General features: G+C 71.7%; 21 protein-coding genes and 1 pseudogene. 7 read left to right on the top strand and 15 right to left on the bottom strand.

Annotated features, from left to right (window positions below):
* The first annotated feature begins 92 nt into the window (after positions 1–92).
* Positions 93–794, top strand: coding sequence for a pentapeptide repeat-containing protein (locus tag ACSNOG_RS12395; RefSeq protein WP_436752660.1), 702 nt, complete (start codon positions 93–95; stop codon positions 792–794).
* 76 nt (positions 795–870) lie between these two features.
* Here the strand turns inward: ACSNOG_RS12395 and ACSNOG_RS12390 are convergent, their stop codons facing one another.
* The 4 genes from ACSNOG_RS12390 to ACSNOG_RS12375 form a co-directional block, all read right to left on the bottom strand.
* Complete coding sequence (locus ACSNOG_RS12390) at positions 871–1,368, bottom strand: hypothetical protein (RefSeq protein WP_436752659.1); 498 nt, start codon at positions 1,366–1,368, stop codon at positions 871–873.
* A gap of 149 nt (positions 1,369–1,517) precedes the next feature.
* Positions 1,518–3,140: a M4 family metallopeptidase gene (locus ACSNOG_RS12385; RefSeq protein WP_436752658.1), complete on the bottom strand. Its 1,623-nt coding sequence runs from the start codon at positions 3,138–3,140 to the stop codon at positions 1,518–1,520.
* 420 nt (positions 3,141–3,560) lie between these two features.
* Positions 3,561–4,220, bottom strand: coding sequence for a response regulator (locus ACSNOG_RS12380; RefSeq protein ID WP_436752664.1), 660 nt, complete (start codon positions 4,218–4,220; stop codon positions 3,561–3,563).
* A gap of 74 nt (positions 4,221–4,294) precedes the next feature.
* Complete coding sequence (locus tag ACSNOG_RS12375; RefSeq protein WP_436752663.1) at positions 4,295–5,455, bottom strand: sensor histidine kinase; 1,161 nt, start codon at positions 5,453–5,455, stop codon at positions 4,295–4,297.
* A 262-nt stretch (positions 5,456–5,717) separates the two neighbouring features.
* On the opposite strand from ACSNOG_RS12375, the gene ACSNOG_RS12370 reads away from it, so the two are divergent.
* Together ACSNOG_RS12370 and ACSNOG_RS12365 are read left to right on the top strand one after the other, a co-directional pair.
* A complete protein-coding gene (locus tag ACSNOG_RS12370) occupies positions 5,718–6,263 on the top strand; it encodes a GlcG/HbpS family heme-binding protein (RefSeq protein ID WP_436752662.1) in 546 nt (181 codons plus the stop codon).
* Positions 6,264–6,335: 72 nt separating this feature from the next.
* Entirely contained in the window at positions 6,336–6,956 is a 621-nt protein-coding gene (locus tag ACSNOG_RS12365; RefSeq protein ID WP_436752657.1) for a GNAT family N-acetyltransferase, read from the top strand.
* A gap of 48 nt (positions 6,957–7,004) precedes the next feature.
* On the opposite strand, the gene ACSNOG_RS12360 is transcribed toward ACSNOG_RS12365, so the two are convergent.
* Both ACSNOG_RS12360 and ACSNOG_RS12355 read right to left on the bottom strand, forming a co-directional pair.
* Entirely contained in the window at positions 7,005–7,214 is a 210-nt protein-coding gene (locus ACSNOG_RS12360; protein ID WP_436752656.1) for an antitoxin, read from the bottom strand.
* A gap of 183 nt (positions 7,215–7,397) precedes the next feature.
* Positions 7,398–7,598 (bottom strand): hypothetical protein, encoded by a 201-nt coding sequence (locus tag ACSNOG_RS12355; protein ID WP_436752655.1) that lies wholly within the window; start codon positions 7,596–7,598, stop codon positions 7,398–7,400.
* Positions 7,599–7,898: 300 nt separating this feature from the next.
* Between ACSNOG_RS12355 and ACSNOG_RS12350 the strand changes: the two genes are divergently transcribed.
* Positions 7,899–8,825 (top strand): FG-GAP repeat domain-containing protein, encoded by a 927-nt coding sequence (locus ACSNOG_RS12350; protein WP_436752654.1) that lies wholly within the window; start codon positions 7,899–7,901, stop codon positions 8,823–8,825.
* A gap of 78 nt (positions 8,826–8,903) precedes the next feature.
* Here ACSNOG_RS12350 and ACSNOG_RS12345 read toward each other — a convergent pair whose 3' ends face one another.
* Positions 8,904–9,479: a TerD family protein gene (locus ACSNOG_RS12345; protein ID WP_436752653.1), complete on the bottom strand. Its 576-nt coding sequence runs from the start codon at positions 9,477–9,479 to the stop codon at positions 8,904–8,906.
* 206 nt (positions 9,480–9,685) lie between these two features.
* Here ACSNOG_RS12345 and arfB point away from each other — a divergent pair, with 206 nt between their 5' ends.
* The gene (gene arfB, locus ACSNOG_RS12340; protein ID WP_436752652.1) at positions 9,686–10,123 is read left to right on the top strand and encodes an alternative ribosome rescue aminoacyl-tRNA hydrolase ArfB; all 438 of its coding nucleotides are present in this window, start codon (positions 9,686–9,688) and stop codon (positions 10,121–10,123) included.
* 22 nt (positions 10,124–10,145) lie between these two features.
* Here arfB and ACSNOG_RS12335 read toward each other — a convergent pair whose 3' ends face one another.
* Positions 10,146–10,697 carry a flavin reductase family protein gene (locus tag ACSNOG_RS12335; RefSeq protein ID WP_436752651.1) on the bottom strand — a complete coding sequence of 184 codons (552 nt, stop codon included), beginning with the start codon at positions 10,695–10,697 and terminating at the stop codon, positions 10,146–10,148.
* A gap of 340 nt (positions 10,698–11,037) precedes the next feature.
* On the opposite strand from ACSNOG_RS12335, the gene cdgB reads away from it, so the two are divergent.
* Both cdgB and ACSNOG_RS12325 read left to right on the top strand, forming a co-directional pair.
* Entirely contained in the window at positions 11,038–12,834 is a 1,797-nt protein-coding gene (cdgB, locus tag ACSNOG_RS12330) for a diguanylate cyclase CdgB (RefSeq protein ID WP_436752650.1), read from the top strand.
* Between the two features lie 129 nt (positions 12,835–12,963).
* Entirely contained in the window at positions 12,964–13,905 is a 942-nt protein-coding gene (locus ACSNOG_RS12325) for a carbohydrate-binding protein (RefSeq protein WP_436752649.1), read from the top strand.
* On the opposite strand, the pseudogene ACSNOG_RS12320 reads toward ACSNOG_RS12325, so the two are convergent.
* The 7 genes and pseudogenes from ACSNOG_RS12320 to ACSNOG_RS12290 form a co-directional block, all read right to left on the bottom strand.
* Positions 13,895–14,230: pseudogene (locus ACSNOG_RS12320) on the bottom strand (class II fructose-bisphosphate aldolase); the annotation flags it as partial. The gene ACSNOG_RS12325 and the pseudogene ACSNOG_RS12320 overlap by 11 nt on opposite strands.
* A gap of 276 nt (positions 14,231–14,506) precedes the next feature.
* Complete coding sequence (locus ACSNOG_RS12315; RefSeq protein ID WP_436752648.1) at positions 14,507–15,022, bottom strand: RICIN domain-containing protein; 516 nt, start codon at positions 15,020–15,022, stop codon at positions 14,507–14,509.
* 164 nt (positions 15,023–15,186) lie between these two features.
* A complete protein-coding gene (locus tag ACSNOG_RS12310; RefSeq protein WP_436752647.1) occupies positions 15,187–16,014 on the bottom strand; it encodes a class II fructose-bisphosphate aldolase in 828 nt (275 codons plus the stop codon).
* A gap of 41 nt (positions 16,015–16,055) precedes the next feature.
* Entirely contained in the window at positions 16,056–16,988 is a 933-nt protein-coding gene (locus ACSNOG_RS12305) for a 1-phosphofructokinase family hexose kinase (protein ID WP_436752646.1), read from the bottom strand.
* 148 nt (positions 16,989–17,136) lie between these two features.
* A complete protein-coding gene (gene nagA, locus ACSNOG_RS12300; RefSeq protein ID WP_436752645.1) occupies positions 17,137–18,297 on the bottom strand; it encodes an N-acetylglucosamine-6-phosphate deacetylase in 1,161 nt (386 codons plus the stop codon).
* The gene (locus ACSNOG_RS12295; protein WP_436752644.1) at positions 18,297–19,244 is read right to left on the bottom strand and encodes an ROK family protein; all 948 of its coding nucleotides are present in this window, start codon (positions 19,242–19,244) and stop codon (positions 18,297–18,299) included. The genes nagA and ACSNOG_RS12295 overlap by 1 nt, the downstream gene beginning before the upstream one ends.
* A 681-nt stretch (positions 19,245–19,925) precedes the next feature.
* Entirely contained in the window at positions 19,926–20,870 is a 945-nt protein-coding gene (locus tag ACSNOG_RS12290) for an SIS domain-containing protein (RefSeq protein ID WP_436752643.1), read from the bottom strand.
* Positions 20,871–20,998 lie beyond the last annotated feature (128 nt).

The following is a 20,998-nucleotide window of genomic DNA, read 5'->3' as shown; positions in this document are numbered from 1 at the left end:
GCCTCGGTGTGCTCGGAGGCGGGGTTCTCGGCGGGGCCGGGGCGGGAGACGGTTCGAGGGCGCTGTCAGTGCCGTGTGCCACCGTGGTCGGCATGACGACGCACGGCAGGAAGCGGGCGGGCGCGAAGCGGCCCGTGGTGAGGGTCCCGGAGGTGCGGCTGCCCGAGCTGCGGCCGTACGACGGCGCGGAGCTGGAGCCCGAGGGGGACTACGACGGCCTGGCGTTCACGGACGCCGTCTTCGCCGGGCAGTCGGGGGTGGGCGCCCGCTTCCTGGACTGCGGGCTGTACGGCTGTGTGCTGGACGAGACGGAGCTGGTCGGGGCGCGCTTCACCGACTGCGTGCTGGAGGGGGTCCGCGGCGTCGGCACCGACCTGGCCAAGGCGGGCCTGCGGGACGTGGAGATACGGGACGCCCGGCTCGGCGGGGCCCAGCTGCACGGCGCGGTGCTGGAGCGGGTCCTCGTCCGCGGCGGCAAGATCGACTATCTGAATCTGCGCGGGGCGGGGCTGAAGGACGTCACGTTCGAAGGCGTCGTCCTCTCCGAGGCCGACTTCGGCGGGGCCCGGCTGGAGCGCGTCGCCTTCCGCGACTGCGTGCTGCGCCGCGCCGACTTCACGGGGGTGCGGATGACGGAGGTGGACCTGCGGGCGGCGGCGGAGATCGACGTCGCCCGGGGCATCGAGTGCCTGTCGGGAGCGGTGATCAGCCCGTCCCAACTCCTCGATCTTGCTCCGGCGTTCGCGGCGCAGATGGGCGTACGGGTGGAGGATCCGGAGGGCCCGGAGGGCTGAGGGGCGGTGGGCTGAGGGTCGGGGGGCTGAGGGCCGGAGAGCTGAGGGCCGGTGGGCTGAGGCCCGTCGGCCGCGGTCAGACGCGCGGGAAGCGGCTCTGCAGGTCCCAGATCACCGGGTTGTCGGCGAGGCCCTCGTGCATGTCGCACAGGTCCGCGATCAGGTCGTGCAGGAAGTCGCGGGCCTCGCGGCGCAGGGCGCGGTGGTCGAAGGTGAGCGCGGGCTCGTCGGCCGGCATCCAGTCGGCGGAGACCTCGACCCAGCCGAAGCGGCGCTCGAAGAGCATGCAGTCGGTGGATTCGGTGAAGTCCAGCTCGGCGAACTGGGTGGCCGAGGAGCGCCTGCCCCGCGGGTCCCGGTCGACCTGCTCCAGGACGTCGCACAGGGCCCACGCGAAGTCGAGCACCGGCACCCATCCCCAGGCTGTGGACAGCTCGCGGTCCTTCTTCACGTCCGCGATGTAGACGTCGCCGCAGAAGAGGTCGTGCCGGAGGGCCCGCACGTCGGCGGTGCGGTAGTCCGTCTGCGGGGGGTCGGGGAAGCGGCGCGAGAGCGAATAGCCGAGGTCGATCACGCTTCGATGGTGACACGGCCGCGGCGCGGATGCGTAAACGCGTGCGAGGACGCCGCCGAGCCCGGGTGCCCCGCGTCGGCGGCGGGGCACCCGGGCTACGGGGCTGTCGGGCTACCGGGCGCGGGCGAGGATGATCGCCCGCTCCGGTGTTACTTCACGTTGATCGCGGTCCAGGCGGCGGCGACCGCCTTGTACTCCGCGCTCGAGGAGCCGTAGAGGTCCGCGGTGGCCTTCAGGGTGCCGGTGCGGGCGGCCTTGTAGTTGGTGGTCGAGGTGAAGTACGTGGTCAGGGCCTTGTACCAGATCTTGGTGGCCTTGTCCCGGCCGATCCCCGCGACCTTGGAGTTGTTGTAGGTCGGGCTGTTGTACGTCACGCCGTTGATCGTCTTCGAGCCGCTGCCCTCGGACAGCAGGTAGAAGAAGTGGTTGGCCGGGCCCGAGGAGTAGTGGACGTCCAGGCGGCCGAGCGAGGAGGACCAGTAGTCCTTGGACGCGCCGTCCTTGCTGGGCTTGTCCATGTAGCGCAGCGGGGAGCCGTCGCCGCGGATGTTGATGGCCTCGCCGATGAGGTAGTCGCCCTTGTCGGTGCCGTTGTTGGCGTAGAACTCGGCGGCGGTGCCGAAGATGTCCGAGGTGGCCTCGTTGAGGCCGCCGGACTCGCCGCTGTAGTTCAGGCCGGCCGTGGCGGAGGTGACGCCGTGGCTCATCTCGTGCGCGGCCACGTCGAGCGAGGTCAGCGGGTTCTTGTTGCCCTCACCGTCGCCGTAGGTCATGCAGAAGCACTCGTCGTCCCAGAAGGCGTTGACGTAGTTGTCGCCGTAGTGGACGCGCGAGTAGGCGGCGACGCCGTCGTTCTTGATGCCGCTGCGGCCGAGCACGTTCTTGTAGAAGTCCCAGGTCACGGCCGCGCCGTAGTGCGCGTCGACGCCCGCCTTCTGGTCGCCGGAGCCCCACGTGTCGGTGGAGTTGGTGAACAGGTCGCCGGTGCCGTCGGTGCCCTGGGCCAGGTTGTAGGTCTTGTGGCCGCCGCGCTGGCCGTCGACGAGCTGGTAGCCCGAGCCGCCCTTGGTGGTCGTCAGCGGGACGGTGCCGCTGTAGGTGCTGGTGCCCGAGCCGGTTTCGATGGCCTCGCGCTGGAAGAGCTTCTTGCCGGTGTTGGCGTCGGTGATGACGTGCAGCTTGCTGGGCGTGCCGTCCTTCTGGACGCCGGTGACCACGGTCTCGTAGGCCAGGACGGGCTTGCCGGAGGCCGCCCAGACGACCTTGCGCGGCGCCCGCTCGGCGCCGGCCTTGTCGGTCTTCTTCTCCTCCGCGGCAGCGCTGAGGGCGCTCTTCTTCGCGGCGGCCGGGGCCTGGGCGGGGGTGGTGCTGGGCACGGATATCTCGGCGTCGGTCGCCTTGTCGACGCTGCGCGAGCCGCTCTTCGCCTCGTGCACGACGAGGTCGCCGCCGAGCACCGGCAGACCGTCGAAGGTGCGCTCGTAGCGGGTGTGCACCGTGCCGTTCGCGTCCTTGATCACGTCACGGACGACGAGCTTCTCCTTGCCGCCGAGGCCGATCTTCGCGGCGGTGGAGGGAGCCGCGGACTGCGCGTCCTTGATCGCGGCGACCCGCTGACCCGCGGCCACGGCCAGGGCCTTGCCCTCGTTCGCCTTGTCGGCGGTGGCGCTCGCGGAGCCGGTCTGCACGGCCACGACGACCATGGCGGCGGAGGCGACGAGCGCGGCGGCGCGCAGGGTGTTCTTGCGGGAGGTGGAGGTGACGCTTCTCAACTCTGTCTCCTATGTGCGGGCCGCGAAGTCACGGCCCTTTGAGGGGGGTTCAGGCAGCACGGGTTACGGCTGCCCGGTGGTGCAGGAGTGGTGCATGAGTGGATTGAGGAGAGAGTGCCATCCTCTGGGCGACATTGACAGGGGCGCAACAAGGATTTGATCTGTCGTTCTCCGAAACGCGGTTGTTCTGTTCCGCTATGCGGTGAACTGCACAGGGCTGGTCCGGACTTGAAACCGGTCGCATCTCAGTGCGAGGACAGTGATTGCATGCGATCGGATGAGATTGCATGCAATCCGGCGGCGCGGGGCGCGTACGAAGCGCGGGTCGCCGGACGGCCGGAGCGATGAGGCGGCGGTACCGCTTCCGCTACCGGGGTGACGCGCACAGGCTAGGGCCGCCGGCATCAAGTCGGTGTGAAGTCACGGCAAAAGACGCTGTTCCTTCGCGACGGCCACGGCACCGGATCGCGTGTCCACGCCCAACTTGTCGTAGATCCGCCCCAGATGGGTCTTCACCGTCGCCTCACTGATGAACAAGGCGCGCGCAATCTCCCGGTTGCCGAGCCCTCGGGCGAGCTGCCCCAGGATGTCCCGCTCGCGGTCGGTGAGCGCCGGCCGCCCCGAGCCGCGCATCCGGGCCATGACGCGGCCCGCAACCGGCGGCGAGAGCGCCGTACGGCCCTCCGCGGCCGCCCTGATGGCCGAGAACAGCTCCTCCGGGCGCTCGGCCTTCAGCAGGTACCCCGTGGCTCCCGCGTCGATGGCGCGCGTGATGTCGGCGTCCGTGTCGTACGTGGTGAGGACGAGGACGTACGGGCCGGAGCCGGAGCCGGAGCCGGGGCCGGGGCCGGAACCGGGGCCGGAGCTCGCGTCGGCGACGATGCGTCGCGTGGCCTCGATGCCGTCCATGCCCGGCCCCAGCTGAAGATCCATCAGCACCACGTCGGGGCGCAGCCGGGCCGCCAGGACGACCGCCTCCTCGCCGCCGCCCGCCTCGCCGACGACCTCGATGCCGGGCGCGCTGGACAGCAGGGCCAGCAGCCCGGCCCGTACGACGGCGTGGTCGTCGCAGAGCAGAATGCGAACGGGCCGGCTGGACCGGCTGGGCCGGCTGTGTGCGGCGGAGCGGCCGGGCTCGAAGGGGCCGGAATCGGTCACTGGGGCTCCAGGGGAATGCAGGCGGAGACGACGGTGCCCTCGCCGGGCGCCGACTCGATGGTCAGGGAGCCGCCGAGCTGCCGCACCCGGGCCCGCATCGCGGGCAGCCCGTGGCCGCGCCCGCCGGCCGGACCGGGCTGTGCGCCCGCGCCGGCCGGTGCGGACGGCGCGAACCCCCGCCCGTCGTCCGCGACGTCGAGGACGACCTGGTCGCCGAGGTAGCTCAGGGTGAGCGCGGCCGTGGCGGCCCCCGCGTGCTCGCGGACGTTCGCCAGGGCGCCCTGGGCGATGCGCAGCAGCGCGGCCCGCACCCCGTCGGGCAGCGGGACCGGCGCGCCGTCGACGTGGAAGAGCACCGGCACCCCCGTCCCCTCGGCCGCGCCGGAGGCGGCGAGCGTCCGCAGCGCGTCCTCCAGCCGGGCCCCGCCGTCGAACTGCGGCGGCGCCAGGTCGTCCACGAACCGCCGGGTTTCGGCCAGGCCGCGCGCCGCGACCTCCGCGGCGGTCCGCACGTGCCGGCGGGCCGTCTCCGGGTCCGACTCCCAGGTGCGGTCCGCGGCCTGCAGCAGCATCCGCTGGCTGGACAGACCCTGGGCCAGGGTGTCGTGGATCTCCATCGACAGCCGCTGCCGCTCCGCGAGGGCGCCCTCGCGCCGCTCGGTGGCCGCCAGCTCGCGGCGCGCGCGGACCAGGTCCTCGATCAGCGCCCGCTGCCGGTCCGTCTGCCGCTGCGTGTGGACGAACACGGCCGTGGCCACGGCCGCCACGGCGGGCGGGGCCAGCACGAGGGTGGGGTCGAAGCCGTGGGAGAGCCGCAGCTGCGCCACGACGACCAGGCCGGTGAGGAAGGTGACCAGGAGGAGCGCGGCGCGCGTGGGGAGCGTGCGCAGGCCCGTGTAGAGCAGGGGGACGGAGCACCACGCGAAGCTCGGCGCGAGCACGACGAGCACGACCCACGTCGCGACGACCGCCGCCAGCCAGAGGAGCTGCCGCTGCGGCCGCGCCGCGAAGACCGGCCTCAGGACGTACGGCAGGACGTAGAGCAGGGCGAGCAGCACGCTGAGCGCGGTGATCCACGGGGTGCGGGGCTCGCCCGGGTGGCGGATCAGGAAGCGGGCGAAGGAGGCGGAGAGGAGCAGGAAGAAGGCGGCGTGCATGACGAGGGCGAGGCGGCGGGCGCCGGGTTCGTCGTCGTCGGTAAAGGTCACCTCCTGTTCCTAACCGGTGCGGAGCGCCCTCGCATCAGCCGATCGGTTGACCCGGCGGGCAGCCGGGACGCCGATGCCCGCGGCCCGGGCGGCGCGAAGGATGGAGAGCGCAAGGAAAACCCCTGGCGAACCACTGGCCTGTTGAGGAGCCCAAATGAAGTCTGCGATGTCTGCGCCGTCTGCGAAGCCCGCGGTGTCCGCGAAGCCGGGGCTGGGGAAGCTCTCGGTCCGTGGCCGGGTGCTCGTGGGTGCGGCCGGCGCCGCCGTCGTCGCCGCCGGTACGTTCGGTGCCGTCACGGCGACGGCCTCGCCCGCGGCGGAGCGCCAGGCTCCGGTGTCCGTGGCAGGCAACGGCGTGACCGAGTCGTCGCACCTGTCCGTGGACGCGGCCACGCGCGCCGCCCAGGCCGCGCTCGCCGCGGCGAAGAAGGAGGGCCAGAAGGTCTCCGTCGCGGTCGTCGACCGCAACGGCAACACCCTGGTGACGCTGCGGGGCGACGGCGCCGGCCCGCAGTCCTACGAGTCCGCCGTGCGCAAGGGCTTCACGGCCGTCTCCTGGAACGCGCCCACCTCGGAGCTCGTCAAGCGCCTCCAGAGCGTCCCGAACCTCAAGGACATCCCCGGCACCCTGTTCCTGCCGGGCGGCACGCCGGTGCAGGTCAAGGGTGCGCCGGTCGCCGGCATCGGCGTCGCCGGGGCGCCGAGCGGCGACCTGGACGAGAAGTTCGCGAAGGCGGGCGCGGCGGCGCTGGGCTAGCCTGCGGAGCCATGGGCTTGCGCGGGCGGGGCGCGGCCGGGCGGCGGAGGGGACGAGGTGCCGGGGGGACGCATGCGGATCGTCGCGATGGCGGAGCCGGAGATGCCGGCGGAGCTGCGCGCCCAGGTCGAGGCCCTGCAGGAGCAGGCCTGGCCCGGCGGCGGTCCCCACGACCCGGCCCTGCGCCCCGTGGCCGTCCTGCTCGTCGCCCCGGACGGCGCCGTACGCGCCGCGCTGGACATCCTGTCGAAGGACATCGTCCACGAAGGCCGGATCTACCGGGCCTCGGGCCTGAGCGCCGTCGTCACGGACACGGCGCACCGCGGCAAGGGATACGGGCGGCGGCTGGTGGCCGCCGCCCGTGAGCTGCTCGCCGGTGGCGGTGCAGCTGATATCGGAGTAGCTGATGGCGGTGCAGCTGAGTGCGGTGCAGCCGGTCGTGGTGCCGCCGACGTGGGACTCTTCACGTGCGACCGCCCGCTGCAGGAGTTCTACGAGAGCGCCGGCTGGACCGCCCTGCCCGGCACCGTCCTGATCGGCGGCACGCCGCAGGACCCCTTCCCCAGCGATCAGCCGGGCTTCGACAAGGTCACCATGGCCGCGTTCTTCACGGCACGCGCGCAGCGCGATGCGGCCGCCTTCGAGAGGAGCCGCATCGGGCTCTACCCGGGCGGGATCGACCGGCTGTGGTGACGTCGCCGCGGACCGCGGCGGTCGGGGAGATCAGGGCGGTCAGCGAGATCAGGTCGGCGGACGGTCCTCCGGCCGCTGCTGCTGCGGCCGCTCCTGTGCCCCCAGCTGCTCGTTGATCTTCTGCTGGGCGGTGTCGACCTGGCTCTGGTACTTGTTCTGAGTCCTGGCGTCGAAGGCGTCCCCCGCCTTCTCGACACCCTGCCGGGTGGTGTCCTCATGGCCCTTGAGCAGGCCTTTGAGCTTGTCGAGCATGGACATGGCCGTCCTCCTCACGGAACGCTGACCCAACCAGCATCTCCGCATTCGGCCCGGCCCGCATCCGCGGCCCTACCCCTGAGCTTCACCCGGTGCTGGTGTATCCGCAGCTCCAGCACTTGTACACACCATTGCCCATCTGCTGCATCATGTTCTGGCAGTTGGGACAGGCCAAGGCCAGGTGCTTCAAGGGGCCGCGGCGCCCAGCCCCTTGGGGCACGCCGGGCAGACGCCCCGCACGATCGCCGGCGACGTGGCGTCGCCGGGGTTCTCCGCGACGACGATCACCCGTAGCTGGCGCCCGCATTCCGGGCACAGCTCGGGCTCGCGGTCCCGGTCGCCGATCACTGCGGCGAGAATGCGTTCGAGTGAGTCGCCGTCGTCCATGGTGCGTGTGTCCTGTCTCCACGGGTGCCCCTCCTTGGGTAACTACGTACCCGCCCCGGTGAACCCCAACTCCGCTGCTCAGCAGCTGGTTACGGAGCGTGCGCAACCGGTCGGCCATGTGGTATGGCGGACCGCTCCCCCTTGGTTCTACCCAGGTTGGGGTGATTGCCAGCCGCCTGCCTTGTTACGCCTCTAGCCACCCGTCTCACGCCGCGCCATCCTCAGGCAGGTACTGCGGGGGCCGGTGCGCGTCCCGCGCCCGGTGTGGATGCCGTGGTGCGTCGTCGAGGAGGTTCGTTCATGGAAACGGGTCTGGTTCGAAGACTCGGGGCTCTGGTGGGGGCGGGGCTGACCGCGCTGACCCTCGCCGTTGCCGCTACGAGCACGCCGGCGAGCGCGGTCGGGAACACCACCGATGTGTTGTGGCACAACACGACCACCGGTGAGGTGGGGACCTGGTTGCTCGACAGCAACCGCAATGTGATCGCCAATCCGCCGTTGTCGTGGCGGTGCGGTCCGGAGTGCAACCGGGATTGGAAGCTGTCGGGTACCGGGGATTTCAACGGCGACGGTAAGACCGATCTGCTGTGGCACAACACGACTACTGGCGAGGTCGGTACGTGGTTGCTCGACGGCAGCCGCAATGTGATCGGTAATCCGTCGCTGTCGTGGCGATGCGGTCCGGAGTGCAACCGGGACTGGAAGCTGTCGGGTACCGGGGATTTCAACGGCGACGGTAAGACCGATCTGCTGTGGCACAACACGACCACGGGCGAAGTCGGCACATGGCTGCTCGACGGAAGGTTCAACGTGACCGCCAATCCGCCGTTGTCGTGGCGGTGCGGTCCCGAATGCAATCGGGACTGGAAGCTCTCCGGCACCGGCGACTTCAACAGCGACGGCAGGACCGATCTGCTGTGGCACAACACCACCACGGGCGAAGTCGGGACCTGGCTGCTCGACGGCAACCGTAACGTGGTCGGTAATCCGCCGTTGTCGTGGCGGTGCGGTCCTGAATGCAACCGGGACTGGAAACTTTCCGGCACCGGCGACTTCAACAGCGACGGCAGGACCGATCTGCTGTGGCACAACACCACCACCGGTGAGGTCGGCACCTGGCTGCTCGACGGCAACCGCAACGTGACCGCCAACCCGCCGTTGTCCTGGCGGTGCGGTCCCGAGTGCAACCGTGACTGGAAGCTCTCCGGGACCGGGCGCTTCGGCTGAGCCGGGCGTCGTCAGCCGGTCGGCCGGGGCAGGGGAGCCACCCCGCAGTGCGGGGTGGCCCCTCGTCGGGCGTCGGACTCAGACGTTGACGCCGAAGTCCTGCGCGATGCCCTGCAGACCCGAGGCGTAGCCCTGGCCGACCGCGCGGAACTTCCACTCCGAGCCGTTGCGGTAGAGCTCGCCGAAGACCATGGCGGTCTCGGTGGCGGCGTCCTCGCTCAGGTCGTAGCGGGCGAGCTCGGTGCCGCCGGCCTGGTTGACGATGCGGATGTAGGCGTTGCGGACCTGGCCGAAGTTCTGGCTGCGGGAGACCGCGTCGTAGATGGAGACCGGGAAGACGATCTTGTCGACGTCGGCCGGGAGGGCGGCCAGGTTGACGTTGATCTGCTCGTCGTCGCCCTCGCCGGCGCCCGTGACGTTGTCACCGGTGTGGACGATCGACTGGTCCGGCGTGGACTTGTTGTTGAAGAAGACGAAGTGAGCGTCGGAGTAGACCTTGCCCGCGGGGTTCACGGCGATCGCGCTCGCGTCGAGGTCGAAGTCCGTGCCGGTGGTGGTGCGGACGTCCCAGCCGAGGCCGACCGTGACGGCCGTCAGGCCCGGGGCCTCCTTGGTGAGGGAGACGTTGCCGCCCTTGGACAGGCTTACAGCCATGGGAATTGTCCCTTTCTGGTCAGGTCTGCGTCGGATCTGCGTCGGATCTGCAGCGCACAGCGGCACGCGGTCACCGTCACCCTTCTTAACGTCCTCCGAGGACCCCAGGGTTCCACCCGCTTTTACTTTCTTTGCCAATCCCTGATGCCGGTGCGCGGCGACCACGGCGCAAAACGAGGTGACGCCCGCCCGTTCCACGCGGGATCATGGGGGGCATGTCCGGCCCCTACGTCATCCGCGGCTCGGTCTCCCTGCCGGAGGCCGAGCTCCAGTGGCGTTTCTCCCGCTCCTCCGGCCCCGGCGGCCAGCACGTCAACACCAGCGACAGCCAGGTCGAGCTGCGGTTCGACCTCGCGCGCACGGAGGCGCTGCCCGAGGTGTGGAAGGAGCGCGCGCTGGCCAAGCTCGCCGGCCGGCTCGTCGGCGGCGTCGTGGTCGTGCGCGCCTCGGAGCACCGCTCGCAGTGGCGCAATCGCGAGACCGCCGCCGTCCGGCTCGCCTCGCTGCTCGCCGAGGCGAGCGCCCCGCCGCCCCGCCCCCGCCGCGCCACGAAGATCCCGCGCGGCATCAACGAGCGGCGGCTGCGCCAGAAGAAGCAGCGCGCCGAGACCAAGCGCGGGCGCACGGGCAAGGACTGGGGCTAGCCCCGCCGCCGGGCCGCCCGCCTCACCCCAGCTGCCGGTACTTCCCCTTGAAGTACGTGAGCGGCCCGCTCTCCGTGGCCGGTGCCGTCGCCGTGAGCACCCTGCCGATCACCAGCGTGTGGTCCCCGGCCGTCACCCGCTGCTCCGTCCGGCACTCCAGCGTCGACAGCGCACCCCGTACGAGCGGGGCGCCGGTCGCGGTCCCCGGCGCGTAGGGGATGTCCTCGAAGAGCAGCCGGTCGCTGATCCGTCCCTTCATCGCGAAGCGCCCGGCGATGTGCCGCTGGCTCTCGGAGAGGACGGACACTCCCCACAGCGGCTGCCGCTCCAGGAGGTCGTCCATACGGGAATCGTTGCGAACGCTCACCATGACGAGCGGCGGTTCGAGCGAGACGGACAGAAAGGCGGTCGCCGTCATTCCGACGTCCTCGCCGCGCGGGCCGTGGTCCGGGTCGTGCGCGGTCACCAGCACCACGCCGGCGGCGAGGCGGGCGAGGGCGGCACGGAACTCATCGGCGCTCACCCCTTCAGAATGGGCTATGGCGGTCTCGTAGGGCGTGGTCGTCTGCAACACGCTGTGCACGCTAGTCCGCCGACCGTGCCCTCGCATCGGGCTGCAGGACCAGGCGGGTCCTAGGTCGCAAGGGTGCCGGAACGGTTCCGAAAGTTGTCCGCATCGGTTCGGGAAGGCGTCCGGATGGGTGTTCACACCGTTCCGGATTTGCGTTCACGAAGCATAAGAGCTTCTTCCCCCGCCAGTAGCGGGATCTCATCACGCATTGTGACATGAGTCACAGAGGGGCGTAATTGTTGACCCTGTGTACCGAGTGGTCAGCTCGCTGTGATTCAGTGGCCGTGGTAAACGGACGACAAGAAGCCTGGAGTTGCTGTCGAGGTCTCGGGGGAGAGCGAAGATGGAGACCGAGTCGGAGCCGTATGTCCGCCTGGCCACCTTGCGCGGGCTGCATCAGGTGGTGGCCGATCTGAACACGGCGCGAAGTCTCGCGGACACCTTGCAGACCGTCGCGGACGGCATCGTCACCGGGCTCGGGTACGAGCTCTCCGCCGTCAATCTCGTACGGCCGGACGGTGACCTCGTCGTGGCCGCCGTCGCCGGCAGCGCCGGCGCCGAGGCGCTGATGGCCGGGCGGGTCGGCTCGCGCGTCTCCTGGGAGCGGCGGCTGGCCATGGCCGACCAGTGGGGCTCGCTGCGCTTCATCCCGTACACCGAGGGCTGGGTCCTCGACAACGACGACGTGCCCCAGTGGCACACCGCCGGCCCCGCACCCCGCTTCCCGGACGAGTGGCACCCCATGGACCGCCTCTTCGCCCCCATGTACACCGCGGGCACCGCGGGCGGCGAGCTCCTCGGCGTGATCTCCGTCGACAAGCCGCGCAACGGCCGACGGCCCGGCGCATGGGGCCGCGAGGCGCTGCAGATGTACGCCTTCCAGGCCGCCATCGCCATCAGCAACGCCCGCCTGCGGGCCAACATGCAGCGCGCCCTCGTCCGCCTGGAGCGGGAGCAGCAGGCCCTGCGCGCCAGTGAGGAAAGCTTCCGCCAGGCCTTCGAGTACGCGCCCAGCGGCATGGCCATCGCCGAGATGGGCGGCGATCAGCACGGCCGCCTGCACCGCACCAACGACGCCCTGTGCCGTCTCCTCGGCCGCTCCGCGTCGCAGATGCGCCGCTATTCGTTCTCCGACCTCGTCCACCCGGAGGACATCGGCACGCTCCTGCGCACCTCCGCCGAGGGCGGCCGCGCCGAGCTGCGGCTCGCCCGCCGCGACGGCACCTACGTGTGGGTCTCGCTGCGCAACTCCGTCGTGGCCGACGCCGCCGACGGGCCGCGCTTCCTGCTGACCCACGTCGAGGACATCGAGGAGCGCAAGCGGCACGAGCTGCAGCTCGCGCACCGCGCCAGCCACGACTCGCTGACCGGCCTGCCCAACAGCGCCGAGCTGCGGGCCCGGCTCAGCAGCCGGCTGTGCACCCGCGCGCCCGGCAGCGAGCCCCACGCGGCCGCCGTGGCCGCGCCCTACGGCTGTCTCGACGGCTTCGCCGAGGTGGAGGGCGTGGACGGCGCCCCCGCGGTCGCGGGCGGGGCCGGGGCGGTCGCGGGCGGCGGCCTGTACGGCTCCGGGCAGGGCGGGGCGTACGCGCACGGCTTCGGCTCCGACCTCGGCCCCGAATACGCGCCGGACTGCGGGCCCGACTACGCCCCCGACGAGATCGGCTGCGGCGAGCACGACGGCGCCTACCCCGGGCATGTGCACGCCATAGCCCCGGCCGAGGACGGCGAGGACGACGGGGCCAAGGGCCTCGCGGTCCTCTTCTGCGACCTCGACGGCTTCAAGGCGATCAACGACCGTTACGGGCACCACACCGGCGACGCCGTCCTCATAGAGGTCGCCCGCCGCCTCAGCAACGGCGTCCGCGAGGGCGACACCGTCGCCCGCCTCGGCGGCGACGAATTCGTCGTCCTCGCCGACGGCCTCGCCCTGGCCGACGCGGAGGACCTCGCGGTCCGGCTGCGCAGCGCCATCGTCCCGCCGATCAGGGTTGACGGCCGGGCGGTCAGGGTAGGCGCGAGTTTCGGCATCGGCTGGGCCGGCTGCGGTATGTCCGCCGACGAGGTGCTGCACTCCGCCGACCAGCGGATGTACGTCGAAAAGCGGTCACGCGCCAAGGCAGGTCGGCGGGCAGGCTGAGGCCGGGCACCGCGAAGTGTCGCCGCGTCGCGGTAGTCTTCGCCGAAACGCGGCACCGCCGCCTACCGTGAATCGAACGTAAAGATTTGGCCAGTGGGCGATGGGCCCACAGCTGGGGAGTGACAGGGGATGACGGCCGGTAATAACGGCACGGGTACGCCGGAGAGCGAAGACCCGTTCGCGCACCTGTACCGCTCGGAGGGCGGCGGGTCCAACGACAGCGCCCCGGCCGCGCCGCAGCCGGGTGTCCCCCGCACTTCGTACAACCAGGTACGGACGGTCGGTTCACGCCAGTACGGCCCCCGCCAGCCGCAACAGCAGCAGCCGCCGCACGCCCAGCAGCCCTCGCCGCACTACGCGGCCCCGGAGACCCTGGCGGGCGGCGTCCCCCGCCAGACCCCGGCCCCGGGCCACGGCGGCCACGGCGGCGGCTCCCGCCCCAAGCGGACCGGCCTGCTGGTGGCGGCGATAGCCGTCGTCGCGGTGGTGGCGGGCGGCATCGGCGTCGCGATGATGAACAACAGCGGCACGTCGGACGACAAGAGCAACCAGGCCGCGCCCGCGGGTGACCAGAAGGAGCCCCAGGGCGAGGACAAGAAGAAGTCGTCCAAGGAGCCGGAGAAGAAGAACCAGCCGAGCAATCCGTCGGCGGCCGGCAACCTGAAGCGGGATGCGTCGACCCTGAAGCTGGTGGGAGGCGCGTCCACCGACACGGTGGTCAAGGGCGCCAAGGCCGCGGGCGGCGCCTACGCGGTGGTCGCGAACCAGTCGGGTTCGGGTGTCGAATGGGAGGTGGAGGTTCCGTCGACCGGGATATACCACCTGAACATCTATTACGGCGTGCCCGGCCAGGACGCCAACCTCGCGGTCGACGTCAACGGCAAGACCAACAGCCTGCCGATGCGCATGAAGATCTACGGCGACACGAAGCCGGGTGACTGGCCCCCCAACTGGCAGAAGAGCTGGACCCGCGTCGATCTGAACCAGGGCAAGAACACCATCAAGCTGTACTGCGGCAGCGGCAGCGGCTGTGAATCCCACCTCGACCAGCTGTGGATCACTAACGGCTGACGGTCCGGAGGAATCCCGCCACCGTCTCCGTTACTGCGGCCCGCGCAGGGGTCAGTACTTGCGCGGGTCCGTGGTCGAGGATGGGCCTCCATGAAGGCTCTTACCGCTCTTATGCGGCCTGGTTCAGGGCCGTGCCCGCCATCAGGGTCGGGTCGATGGTTGCCGTGCGGGCTGTCATTGCGTGGGTTCTGCCTATGGCTACTGCGAGGGCGTCGACGGATGTGTCGGCCACGTAAGTGGCTGCTTCCGTATGGTCCGTTCGTACGCCCGGGGTGTGGGCGTCGCCCGCCTTTCCGCCTATGCGGCCCGGTTCCGCCTTCACCCAGTCTCGCGCTCGTGGCCCTCACGGGCGGCTGCCGAAGAATCCTTCGGCAGCCGGTCTCAGAAACCTGAGGCGGTGAGGCTGCAGTTGCTCAAGGGAGCTACGACGTCGAGGGCGGGAGCTGAAACGGGGCCTGATGCTTGGTGGCGGTGAACCGCTAACACATCAGGAGGGCCCGGGACGTCGTCAACTTGCCGGGTCGGCAAGAAATCCGGCGCAACTCCGACTTCGAACGACCGTCAGTGTAGAGCGGCCCCGCCAGGAGCTGAAGGCGTAGGGTCAGGCGCCGGGGTTTCGCCCAAAGTTCCACACCTGGCCCGCCACGCTGGGGTAGTGCTCCCACTGCTGAATCCGTGCACCGTTCCAAGAGGCTGAATCTTCAACCTCGAGAACTTTTCCGGAGTTGTAATTGACGAAGACGTTTCCACTCCGGTCTCCGGCCTGCAGGATCTGCCACTTCTGCGTGTCATTGCCGACGCAGGTCCACTGCTGGACACCGGCACCGTTGAACCGGCTGGAGTCGGCCACCTCCAGGCACTTGCCACTGTTCTCGTTCACGATTTCGTAGAGCCCATTGCCGGCAGATTCAAAGCGCCAAAAGGACCCTGCCTGCCCGTTGCAGGACCACTGCTGGGCTCGGGCGCCGTTGCTCCGGCTGGAGCCGTCAATCTCCAGGCACTTGCCGCTGCCGCTGTTCCAAATACCCCCGTCGCCGGCAAAGCTCACACCCGGCGTCATGAGGATGATGGCAGCAGCAGAAACTGCTCCGAGGGAAAACTTGGAGGTGGCCTTCATTCGGTTACCTTTCTAGGGTAAATGCCCTATGTGCAGAATAGGGGTTATGTGTGATGTGAAGATCATATGTAGATGGCTGGGCGAGGGCAAAGGGAATTAGGCATTCCGGTTTGTTGGCTTGTCTAGCCGAGGGGCGCGGGTAGTCAGGGGCGAGCTGAGGCGGCTCAGGGATTGACTGCGTGAAGGAAACCCGCCACCGTCTCCGTCATTGCGGCCCGCGCAGGGGTCAGGTACTTGCGCGGGTCCGTGGTGGACGGGTGGGCTTCCAGGAAGGCGCGGATCGTGCCGGTGTAGGCCTGGTTCAGGGCCGTGCCCACGTTGATTTTCGTCATTCCTGCCGCCACCGCGCAGCGGAGCTCCGTGTCCGGTACGCCTGACGATCCGTGGAGGACCAGGGGGACGGGGACCGCCTCGCGGAGTTGTGCGATCAGGGCGTGGTCCAGGGTTGCCGTGCGGGCCGTCATTGCGTGGGTGCTGCCTACAGCTACTGCGAGGGCGTCGACGGATGTGTCGGCCACGTAAGTGGCCGCTTCCGCAGGGTCCGTTCGTACGCCCGGGGTGTGGGCGTCGCCCGCCTTTCCGCCTACGCGGCCCAGTTCCGCCTCCACCCAGATGTCGCGCTCGTGGCTCCAACGGGCCGCTTCGGCCGTCGCTTTGACGTTGTCTCCGTAGGGGAGTTTCGAGGCGTCGAACATCACCGAGGTGAAGCCGTGGGCGTGGGCCAGGCGCAGGAGGGCCTCGTCCTCCACGTGGTCCAGGTGGAGGGACAGACGCGCCGACGAGGCGGTCGCCACCGCGGCGGTCGCGGCGGCGATGGGGCCCAGGCGGCCGCCGTGGAACTTCACGGCGTTCTCCGAGATCTGGAGGACGGCCGGGCGGCCGGCGGATTCCGCGCCCGCCGCGATGGCCTCCGCGTGTTCGACCGTGATGACGTTGAAGGCGCACACGGCGCCGCCTGCGGTGATGAGTTCCCTGGTGTGGACGAGTGGCATGGCCGGTGGTCCTTCCGTCGGGTGCCCCCTCGGGGGCGGGTTCACGCCGCCGTGACCTTGACCTTCGGCAGCACGTCTTCGTACGTCGCGGGGTCGAATTCGCCTGCTGTGGGGGCCTTTACGGTCGCCGCGGCCAGGGCCACGGCACGGGTCAGGCGGTCCGGCCAGGGCAGGCCTTCGAGGAGGGCGGACAGGAGGCCGGCCGCGGCGGAGTCGCCCGCGCCGGTCGGGTTGCCGGTGAGGCGGCGCGGCGGGGTCGCGCGCCACCGGCCGTCGGGGGTCACGGCGAGCACGCCTTCCGGGCCGAGGGTCGCGGCGATGGCGTGGGCGCCGCGGCGGCGGGCGTCCAGGGCCGCGCGGAGGGGCTCAGTGGAGCCGGTCAGGGCGGCGAGTTCGTCCGCGTTGGGGGTGACCAGGTCGGGTCGGGCGGCGATGCCGCGGCGCAGCGGTTCGCCGCTGGTGTCCAGCAGGACGGGGACGCGGGCGGCGCGCGCCTGCCGGACGAGGTGGGCGTACGCCCCGACCGGCACGCCCGGCGGAAGGCTCCCGCACAGGGCGACGGCGCGGGCCTCGCGCAGCAGGCGCGTGTATGTGTCCGTGAACGCCGACCACTCCTCGGCGGTGACGTCGGGCCCGGTCTCGTTGAGCTGGGTGGTGTCGCCGGTGGAGGCGTCCACGACGGCGACCGTGCGGCGCGTGGTGCCGAGGATGGGGACGAGGGAGTCGATGAGCTCCGCCGCGCCGCCGGGGGTGTCCTCGGCGAGGTGACGGCGCAGGGTCTCGCCCGTCGTACCGCCCGCGAAGCCCGTGACCACCGTGGTGTGGCCGAGGGCGGCGAGGACGCGGGCCACGTTGATGCCCTTGCCGCCGGCCCGTTCGGCGGCGGCCTTGACGTGGTGCGACGCGTGCGGCTGCAGCCGCGGGACGCGATAGGTCAGATCGAGCGCGGCGTTGAGCGTGACCGTGAGGATCACCGGCGTCTCCCTCCCTTGACCAATGAACCGGACCGTCGACCGCGAGCGATCATGCCAAAACAGCGGCGGCAGGCCCAGACCTCGGGACTGCCGCCGCTGTTCCGGCCGGAGTGCGACCACTCGTCAAGGGCGGGAGAAATCAGTGCACTTAGGGCCTGACCACCCATTCGCCCTTGCGCATGACGCCCACCAGGTCGTACGAGGCGTCGAAAACGACCAGATCCGCATCCTTGCCGGGCTCCAGGGAGCCGACCCGGTCGGCCACGCCCAGCAGGCGCGCCGGGTTGGCCGAGAGGGCGCGCACCGCGTCCCCGACCGGCAGGTGGTCGACCGTCACGGCCCGCTTGAACGCCGTGTCCAGCGTCAGCGTCGAGCCCGCGATCGAACCCGCCGTCGGGCCGTCGGCGATCCGGGCCACGCCGTCCTTGACCTCGACGCTCATCGGGCCGAGCGGGTACATGCCGTCGCTCATGCCGGCCGCGCCCATCGCGTCGGTGATGAACGCGACCCGGTCCGCGCCGGCCCGGGCGAAGGCCAGCTCCAGGACGGCCGGGTGCAGGTGCGTGCCGTCGTTGATCAGCTCTACGGTGACCCGCTCGTCCTCCAGGAGGGCCGCGATCGGGCCGGGCGCGCGGTGCAGCAGGGACGGCATCGCGTTGAACAGGTGGGTGGCGACCGTCGCGCCCGCCTCGATGGCGTCCAGCGTCGCCTCGTAGGACGAGTCCGTGTGGCCCACGGCCGCGACGACGCCGTGGTCGGCGAGGAGGCGCACCGAGTCGAGGCCGCCCGCCAGCTCCGGGGCCAGCGTCATCATCCGGGCGGCGCCGCGCGCCGCGTCGACCAGCTTGCGGACGTCCGCCGGCTGCGGGTCGCGCAGCAGCTCCGGCTGGTGGGCGCCGCAGCGGTGCGGGGAGATGAACGGGCCCTCGAAGTGGATGCCCGCCAGGTCGCCCTGCTCGGTCAGCTCGGAGAGGACGGCCGCCTGCCGGGCGAGGTCGTCCAGGTCGCCGGTGACGGTGGAGGCGACCATCGTGGTCGTGCCGTGCGCGCGGTGCGTGCGGATCGCGGTCAGGGCCTCGTCGGGGTCGCCCGCCGAGAACGACGCGCCTCCGCCGCCGTGGACGTGCATGTCGACGAAGCCGGGGACGATCCAGTAGCCCTTGCCGGAGAAGTCGAGCGTCGTAGCCGTCGTGCGCTCGGCGTCCTCGTTCGCGGCGATCCGCCGGCCCTCGACCGTCACCCGCCCGTCCTCGACCACACCGGTCGGCAGCACCACGCGGGCGCCGGCGAGAACCGTTCGTTCGACCATCAGGCGGAAACCTCCGTGAGGTGGGTGGTGAGCAGGTCCCAGGCGAGCAGGCCCGCGCCCAGGCAGCCGGCGGCGTCCCCGAGGGCCGCCGGGACGATGCGGGGGAGCTGCTGGAACGTGATGCGCTCCGTGATCGCCGCGCGCAGCGGGGCGAAGAGGGTCTCGCCGGCCTCGGCGAGGCCGCCGCCGACGATCAGCGTGCGGGGGTCCAGCAGGGTGTGGGCGACGACGAGGCCGTCCGCGAGGGCGTCGACGGCCTCCTGCCAGACGGCGCGGGCGCGCGGGTCGCCGGCGTCGACGGCGCGCGCGCAGTCCGCGGCGTCGGCGTCCGGGACGCCGCTCGCCTCCGCCCAGGCGCGGCTGACCGCGGCCGCGGACGCGACGGTCTCCAGGCAGCCGCGGCCGCCGCAGCCGCACGGCAGGCCGGCGGCGCCGGTTCGGACGCGGATGTGGCCGATCTCGCCCGCGCCGCCGTGGGCGCCGGCCTCGATGCGGCCCTCGACGCCGATGGCGCCGGCGATGCCGGTGCCCAGGGCGACGAACAGGAAGCGGTCCGTGCCCTCGCCGGCGCCGATGCGGCCCTCGGCGAGGCCGCCGGTGCGGACGTCGTGGCCGAGGGCGACGGGGGCACCGCCCAGGCGGCGGCTCAGCAGATCGCGCAAGGGGGCGTCGCGCCAGCCGAGGTTGGCGGCGTAGACGGCGGTGCCGGCGGCGGCGTCCACGATGCCGGGCACGGCGATGCCCGCCGCGGCCGCGGGCTCGCCGAAGGCGGCCTCGCCGGTGGCCGCGAGCTCCGCGGCGAAGTCCAGGATGCCGGCTATGACGGCGTCCGGGCCCCGGTCACGGCCGGTCGGGCGGCGGGCCTCGTGCAGCAGTTCGTGGTCGGGGCCGATCAGTGCGGCCTTGATGGCGGTGCCGCCTACGTCGAGCGCGATGACGTGTCTCACGGGGACAGTGTCGCGTGTCCGCGCACGAAAGGTCTAGTCCACTCGCCCGTGGGGGGCCGTTTCCCCGCCCACGGGCTCGCTCGCGCGGGCGTATCCCCGTACGCGCCGGCGGCTCGGCGCGGCGCCTGCCCGGGTGTTCGGGGGTGCTCACCTCCGGTGAATCCGCCGCAGCGGTGCGCTGCCCTCGTGGGCGTGCCCGGCGGTGCCCCCGTTATGTGCCGCGGGTCGGCTCGGCGCCGCCGGAACAGTCCGTTTGTGGTTGCACGCCGTGGCGGCGGAGGGGGAGTGCTTGCTCGGCGTGTGCGAGGGCGCTCGTCCCCCGGCGGCTCGGCGCCGCCGGGCAGCCCGTTCGTGGTTGCGTGCCGTGGCGGCGGAGGAGAGCACCCGACACGGGACGGGAGGGCATCGCCCCCCGGCGGCATCGCGTCGCCGGGGCGGCGCCTGCCCGGGTGCTCAGGGGCGGCTCGCCGCTGGGTTCCGCCGCAGCGGTGCTCGGCCCTTGCGGGCGTGTCCGGCGGTGCCCCCGTTATGTGCCGCGGGTCGGCTCGGCACCGCCGGAACAGTCCGTTTGTGGTTGCGCGCCGTGGCGGCGGAGGGGAGTGACCGGTGCGGGGTGGGGGCGTGCCCCCGGGAGGGGCTCGTTCGCGGGAACCGCTGTTGCGGCCATCCCCCCGTGTCAGGTCATGGGTTCAGGATGACGCTTCGCGTCAAGCTCCTCGGGGTGTCCGGGTTGAGGTCTTTCGCTTCGGCCACCGCCACCGCGAGGCGCTGCGCGCGGATCAGGTCCGCCATCGGGTCCAGGCGCGCGCCGTCGGCCACGAGCGTGCCGCCCGTGCGGGCGACGTCCGCCTCCAGGCCCGCCGGGGCCGGGCCCAGCAGCCAGGCCGTGCGGCCCGGGCCCGTGATCGCTATCGGGCCGTGGCGGTACTCCATCGCCGGGTACGCCTCCGTCCACGCGCCCGCCGCCTCCCGCATCTTCAGGGCCGCCTCCTGCGCCAGGCCGTACGCCCAGCCCCCGCCCAGGAACGTCCACTGCTCCGACGCGTCCGCCGCCGGCGGCAGCGGCTCCGCCAGCGCCGTCTCCGCGTCCGCCGCCGCCTCCGCCACCGGCTTCACCCCGGCCGGCAGCGGGCCGCCCGCCTCCAGACCCGCCCGCAGGTACGCCAGTGCCGTCGTCGCGAAGCGCGTCTGGACGACCGACTTCTCGTCCGCCCAGTCCAGCACCGCCGCCTCGTCGGCCGCGCGCACCACCGGCGACGCCGGGTCGCCCGTCAGCGCGAACACCTCCCAGCGCTCGCGCACCTCCTCGATGAGGTCGAGCACCTCCGTCGTCGTCCCCGACCTCGTGATCACCACGAGCCGGTCGTACGTGCGCGACACCGGGAACTCCGACGCCGCGAAGGCGTCGGTCTCCCCCTGCCCGGACGCCTCGCGCAGCGCCGCGTACGCCTGGGCCATGAACCACGAGGTGCCGCAGCCGGTCACGGCCACCCGCTCCCCGGGCCGTGGCAGTCCCGCCGCGCTCGCCGCGGCCTTCGCCGCGCGCCGCCAGCAGTCGGGCTGGGTCGTGATCTCCGTAGAGGTGAGAGAGGGGGTGACAGAGGGGGTGAGAGAGGGCTCGGACATGCGCTTTCTTCTCCTTCCACCGGTGATCTCCGTGCATAGCAGCCCCCGCCCCGCACGGGAAGGGCGATACCGAAGCGAAACCGGAGTCGGCTGGACCGTATGGTGGCCCGCGGGGGAAACTCACGGTC

Origin of the sequence: Streptomyces sp. URMC 124, from assembly GCF_051386455.1 — a bacterium.
In the GTDB taxonomy this organism is placed as follows: domain Bacteria; phylum Actinomycetota; class Actinomycetes; order Streptomycetales; family Streptomycetaceae; genus Streptomyces.
Note: the sequence above shows the minus strand (reverse complement) of the source record. Positions and strands in the feature narration are given on the sequence as shown.

What these genes read in the sequence shown, in the direction of transcription:
- ACSNOG_RS12375 (WP_436752663.1), bottom strand. Translation starts at nt 5,455, where the DNA reads ATGCACGCCGCCTTCTTCCTGCTCCTCTCCGCCTCCTTCGCCCGCTTC.
- nagA (WP_436752645.1), bottom strand. Translation starts at nt 18,297, where the DNA reads ATGGTCGAACGAACGGTTCTCGCCGGCGCCCGCGTGGTGCTGCCGACC.
- ACSNOG_RS12350 (WP_436752654.1), top strand. Translation starts at nt 7,899, where the DNA reads ATGGAAACGGGTCTGGTTCGAAGACTCGGGGCTCTGGTGGGGGCGGGG.
- ACSNOG_RS12315 (WP_436752648.1), bottom strand. Translation starts at nt 15,022, where the DNA reads ATGAAGGCCACCTCCAAGTTTTCCCTCGGAGCAGTTTCTGCTGCTGCC.
- ACSNOG_RS12345 (WP_436752653.1), bottom strand. Translation starts at nt 9,479, where the DNA reads ATGGCTGTAAGCCTGTCCAAGGGCGGCAACGTCTCCCTCACCAAGGAG.
- ACSNOG_RS12355 (WP_436752655.1), bottom strand. Translation starts at nt 7,598, where the DNA reads ATGGACGACGGCGACTCACTCGAACGCATTCTCGCCGCAGTGATCGGC.
- ACSNOG_RS12325 (WP_436752649.1), top strand. Translation starts at nt 12,964, where the DNA reads ATGACGGCCGGTAATAACGGCACGGGTACGCCGGAGAGCGAAGACCCG.
- ACSNOG_RS12365 (WP_436752657.1), top strand. Translation starts at nt 6,336, where the DNA reads ATGCGGATCGTCGCGATGGCGGAGCCGGAGATGCCGGCGGAGCTGCGC.
- ACSNOG_RS12395 (WP_436752660.1), top strand. Translation starts at nt 93, where the DNA reads ATGACGACGCACGGCAGGAAGCGGGCGGGCGCGAAGCGGCCCGTGGTG.
- ACSNOG_RS12360 (WP_436752656.1), bottom strand. Translation starts at nt 7,214, where the DNA reads ATGTCCATGCTCGACAAGCTCAAAGGCCTGCTCAAGGGCCATGAGGAC.
- ACSNOG_RS12310 (WP_436752647.1), bottom strand. Translation starts at nt 16,014, where the DNA reads ATGCCACTCGTCCACACCAGGGAACTCATCACCGCAGGCGGCGCCGTG.
- ACSNOG_RS12290 (WP_436752643.1), bottom strand. Translation starts at nt 20,870, where the DNA reads ATGTCCGAGCCCTCTCTCACCCCCTCTGTCACCCCCTCTCTCACCTCT.
- cdgB (WP_436752650.1), top strand. Translation starts at nt 11,038, where the DNA reads ATGGAGACCGAGTCGGAGCCGTATGTCCGCCTGGCCACCTTGCGCGGG.
- arfB (WP_436752652.1), top strand. Translation starts at nt 9,686, where the DNA reads ATGGGGGGCATGTCCGGCCCCTACGTCATCCGCGGCTCGGTCTCCCTG.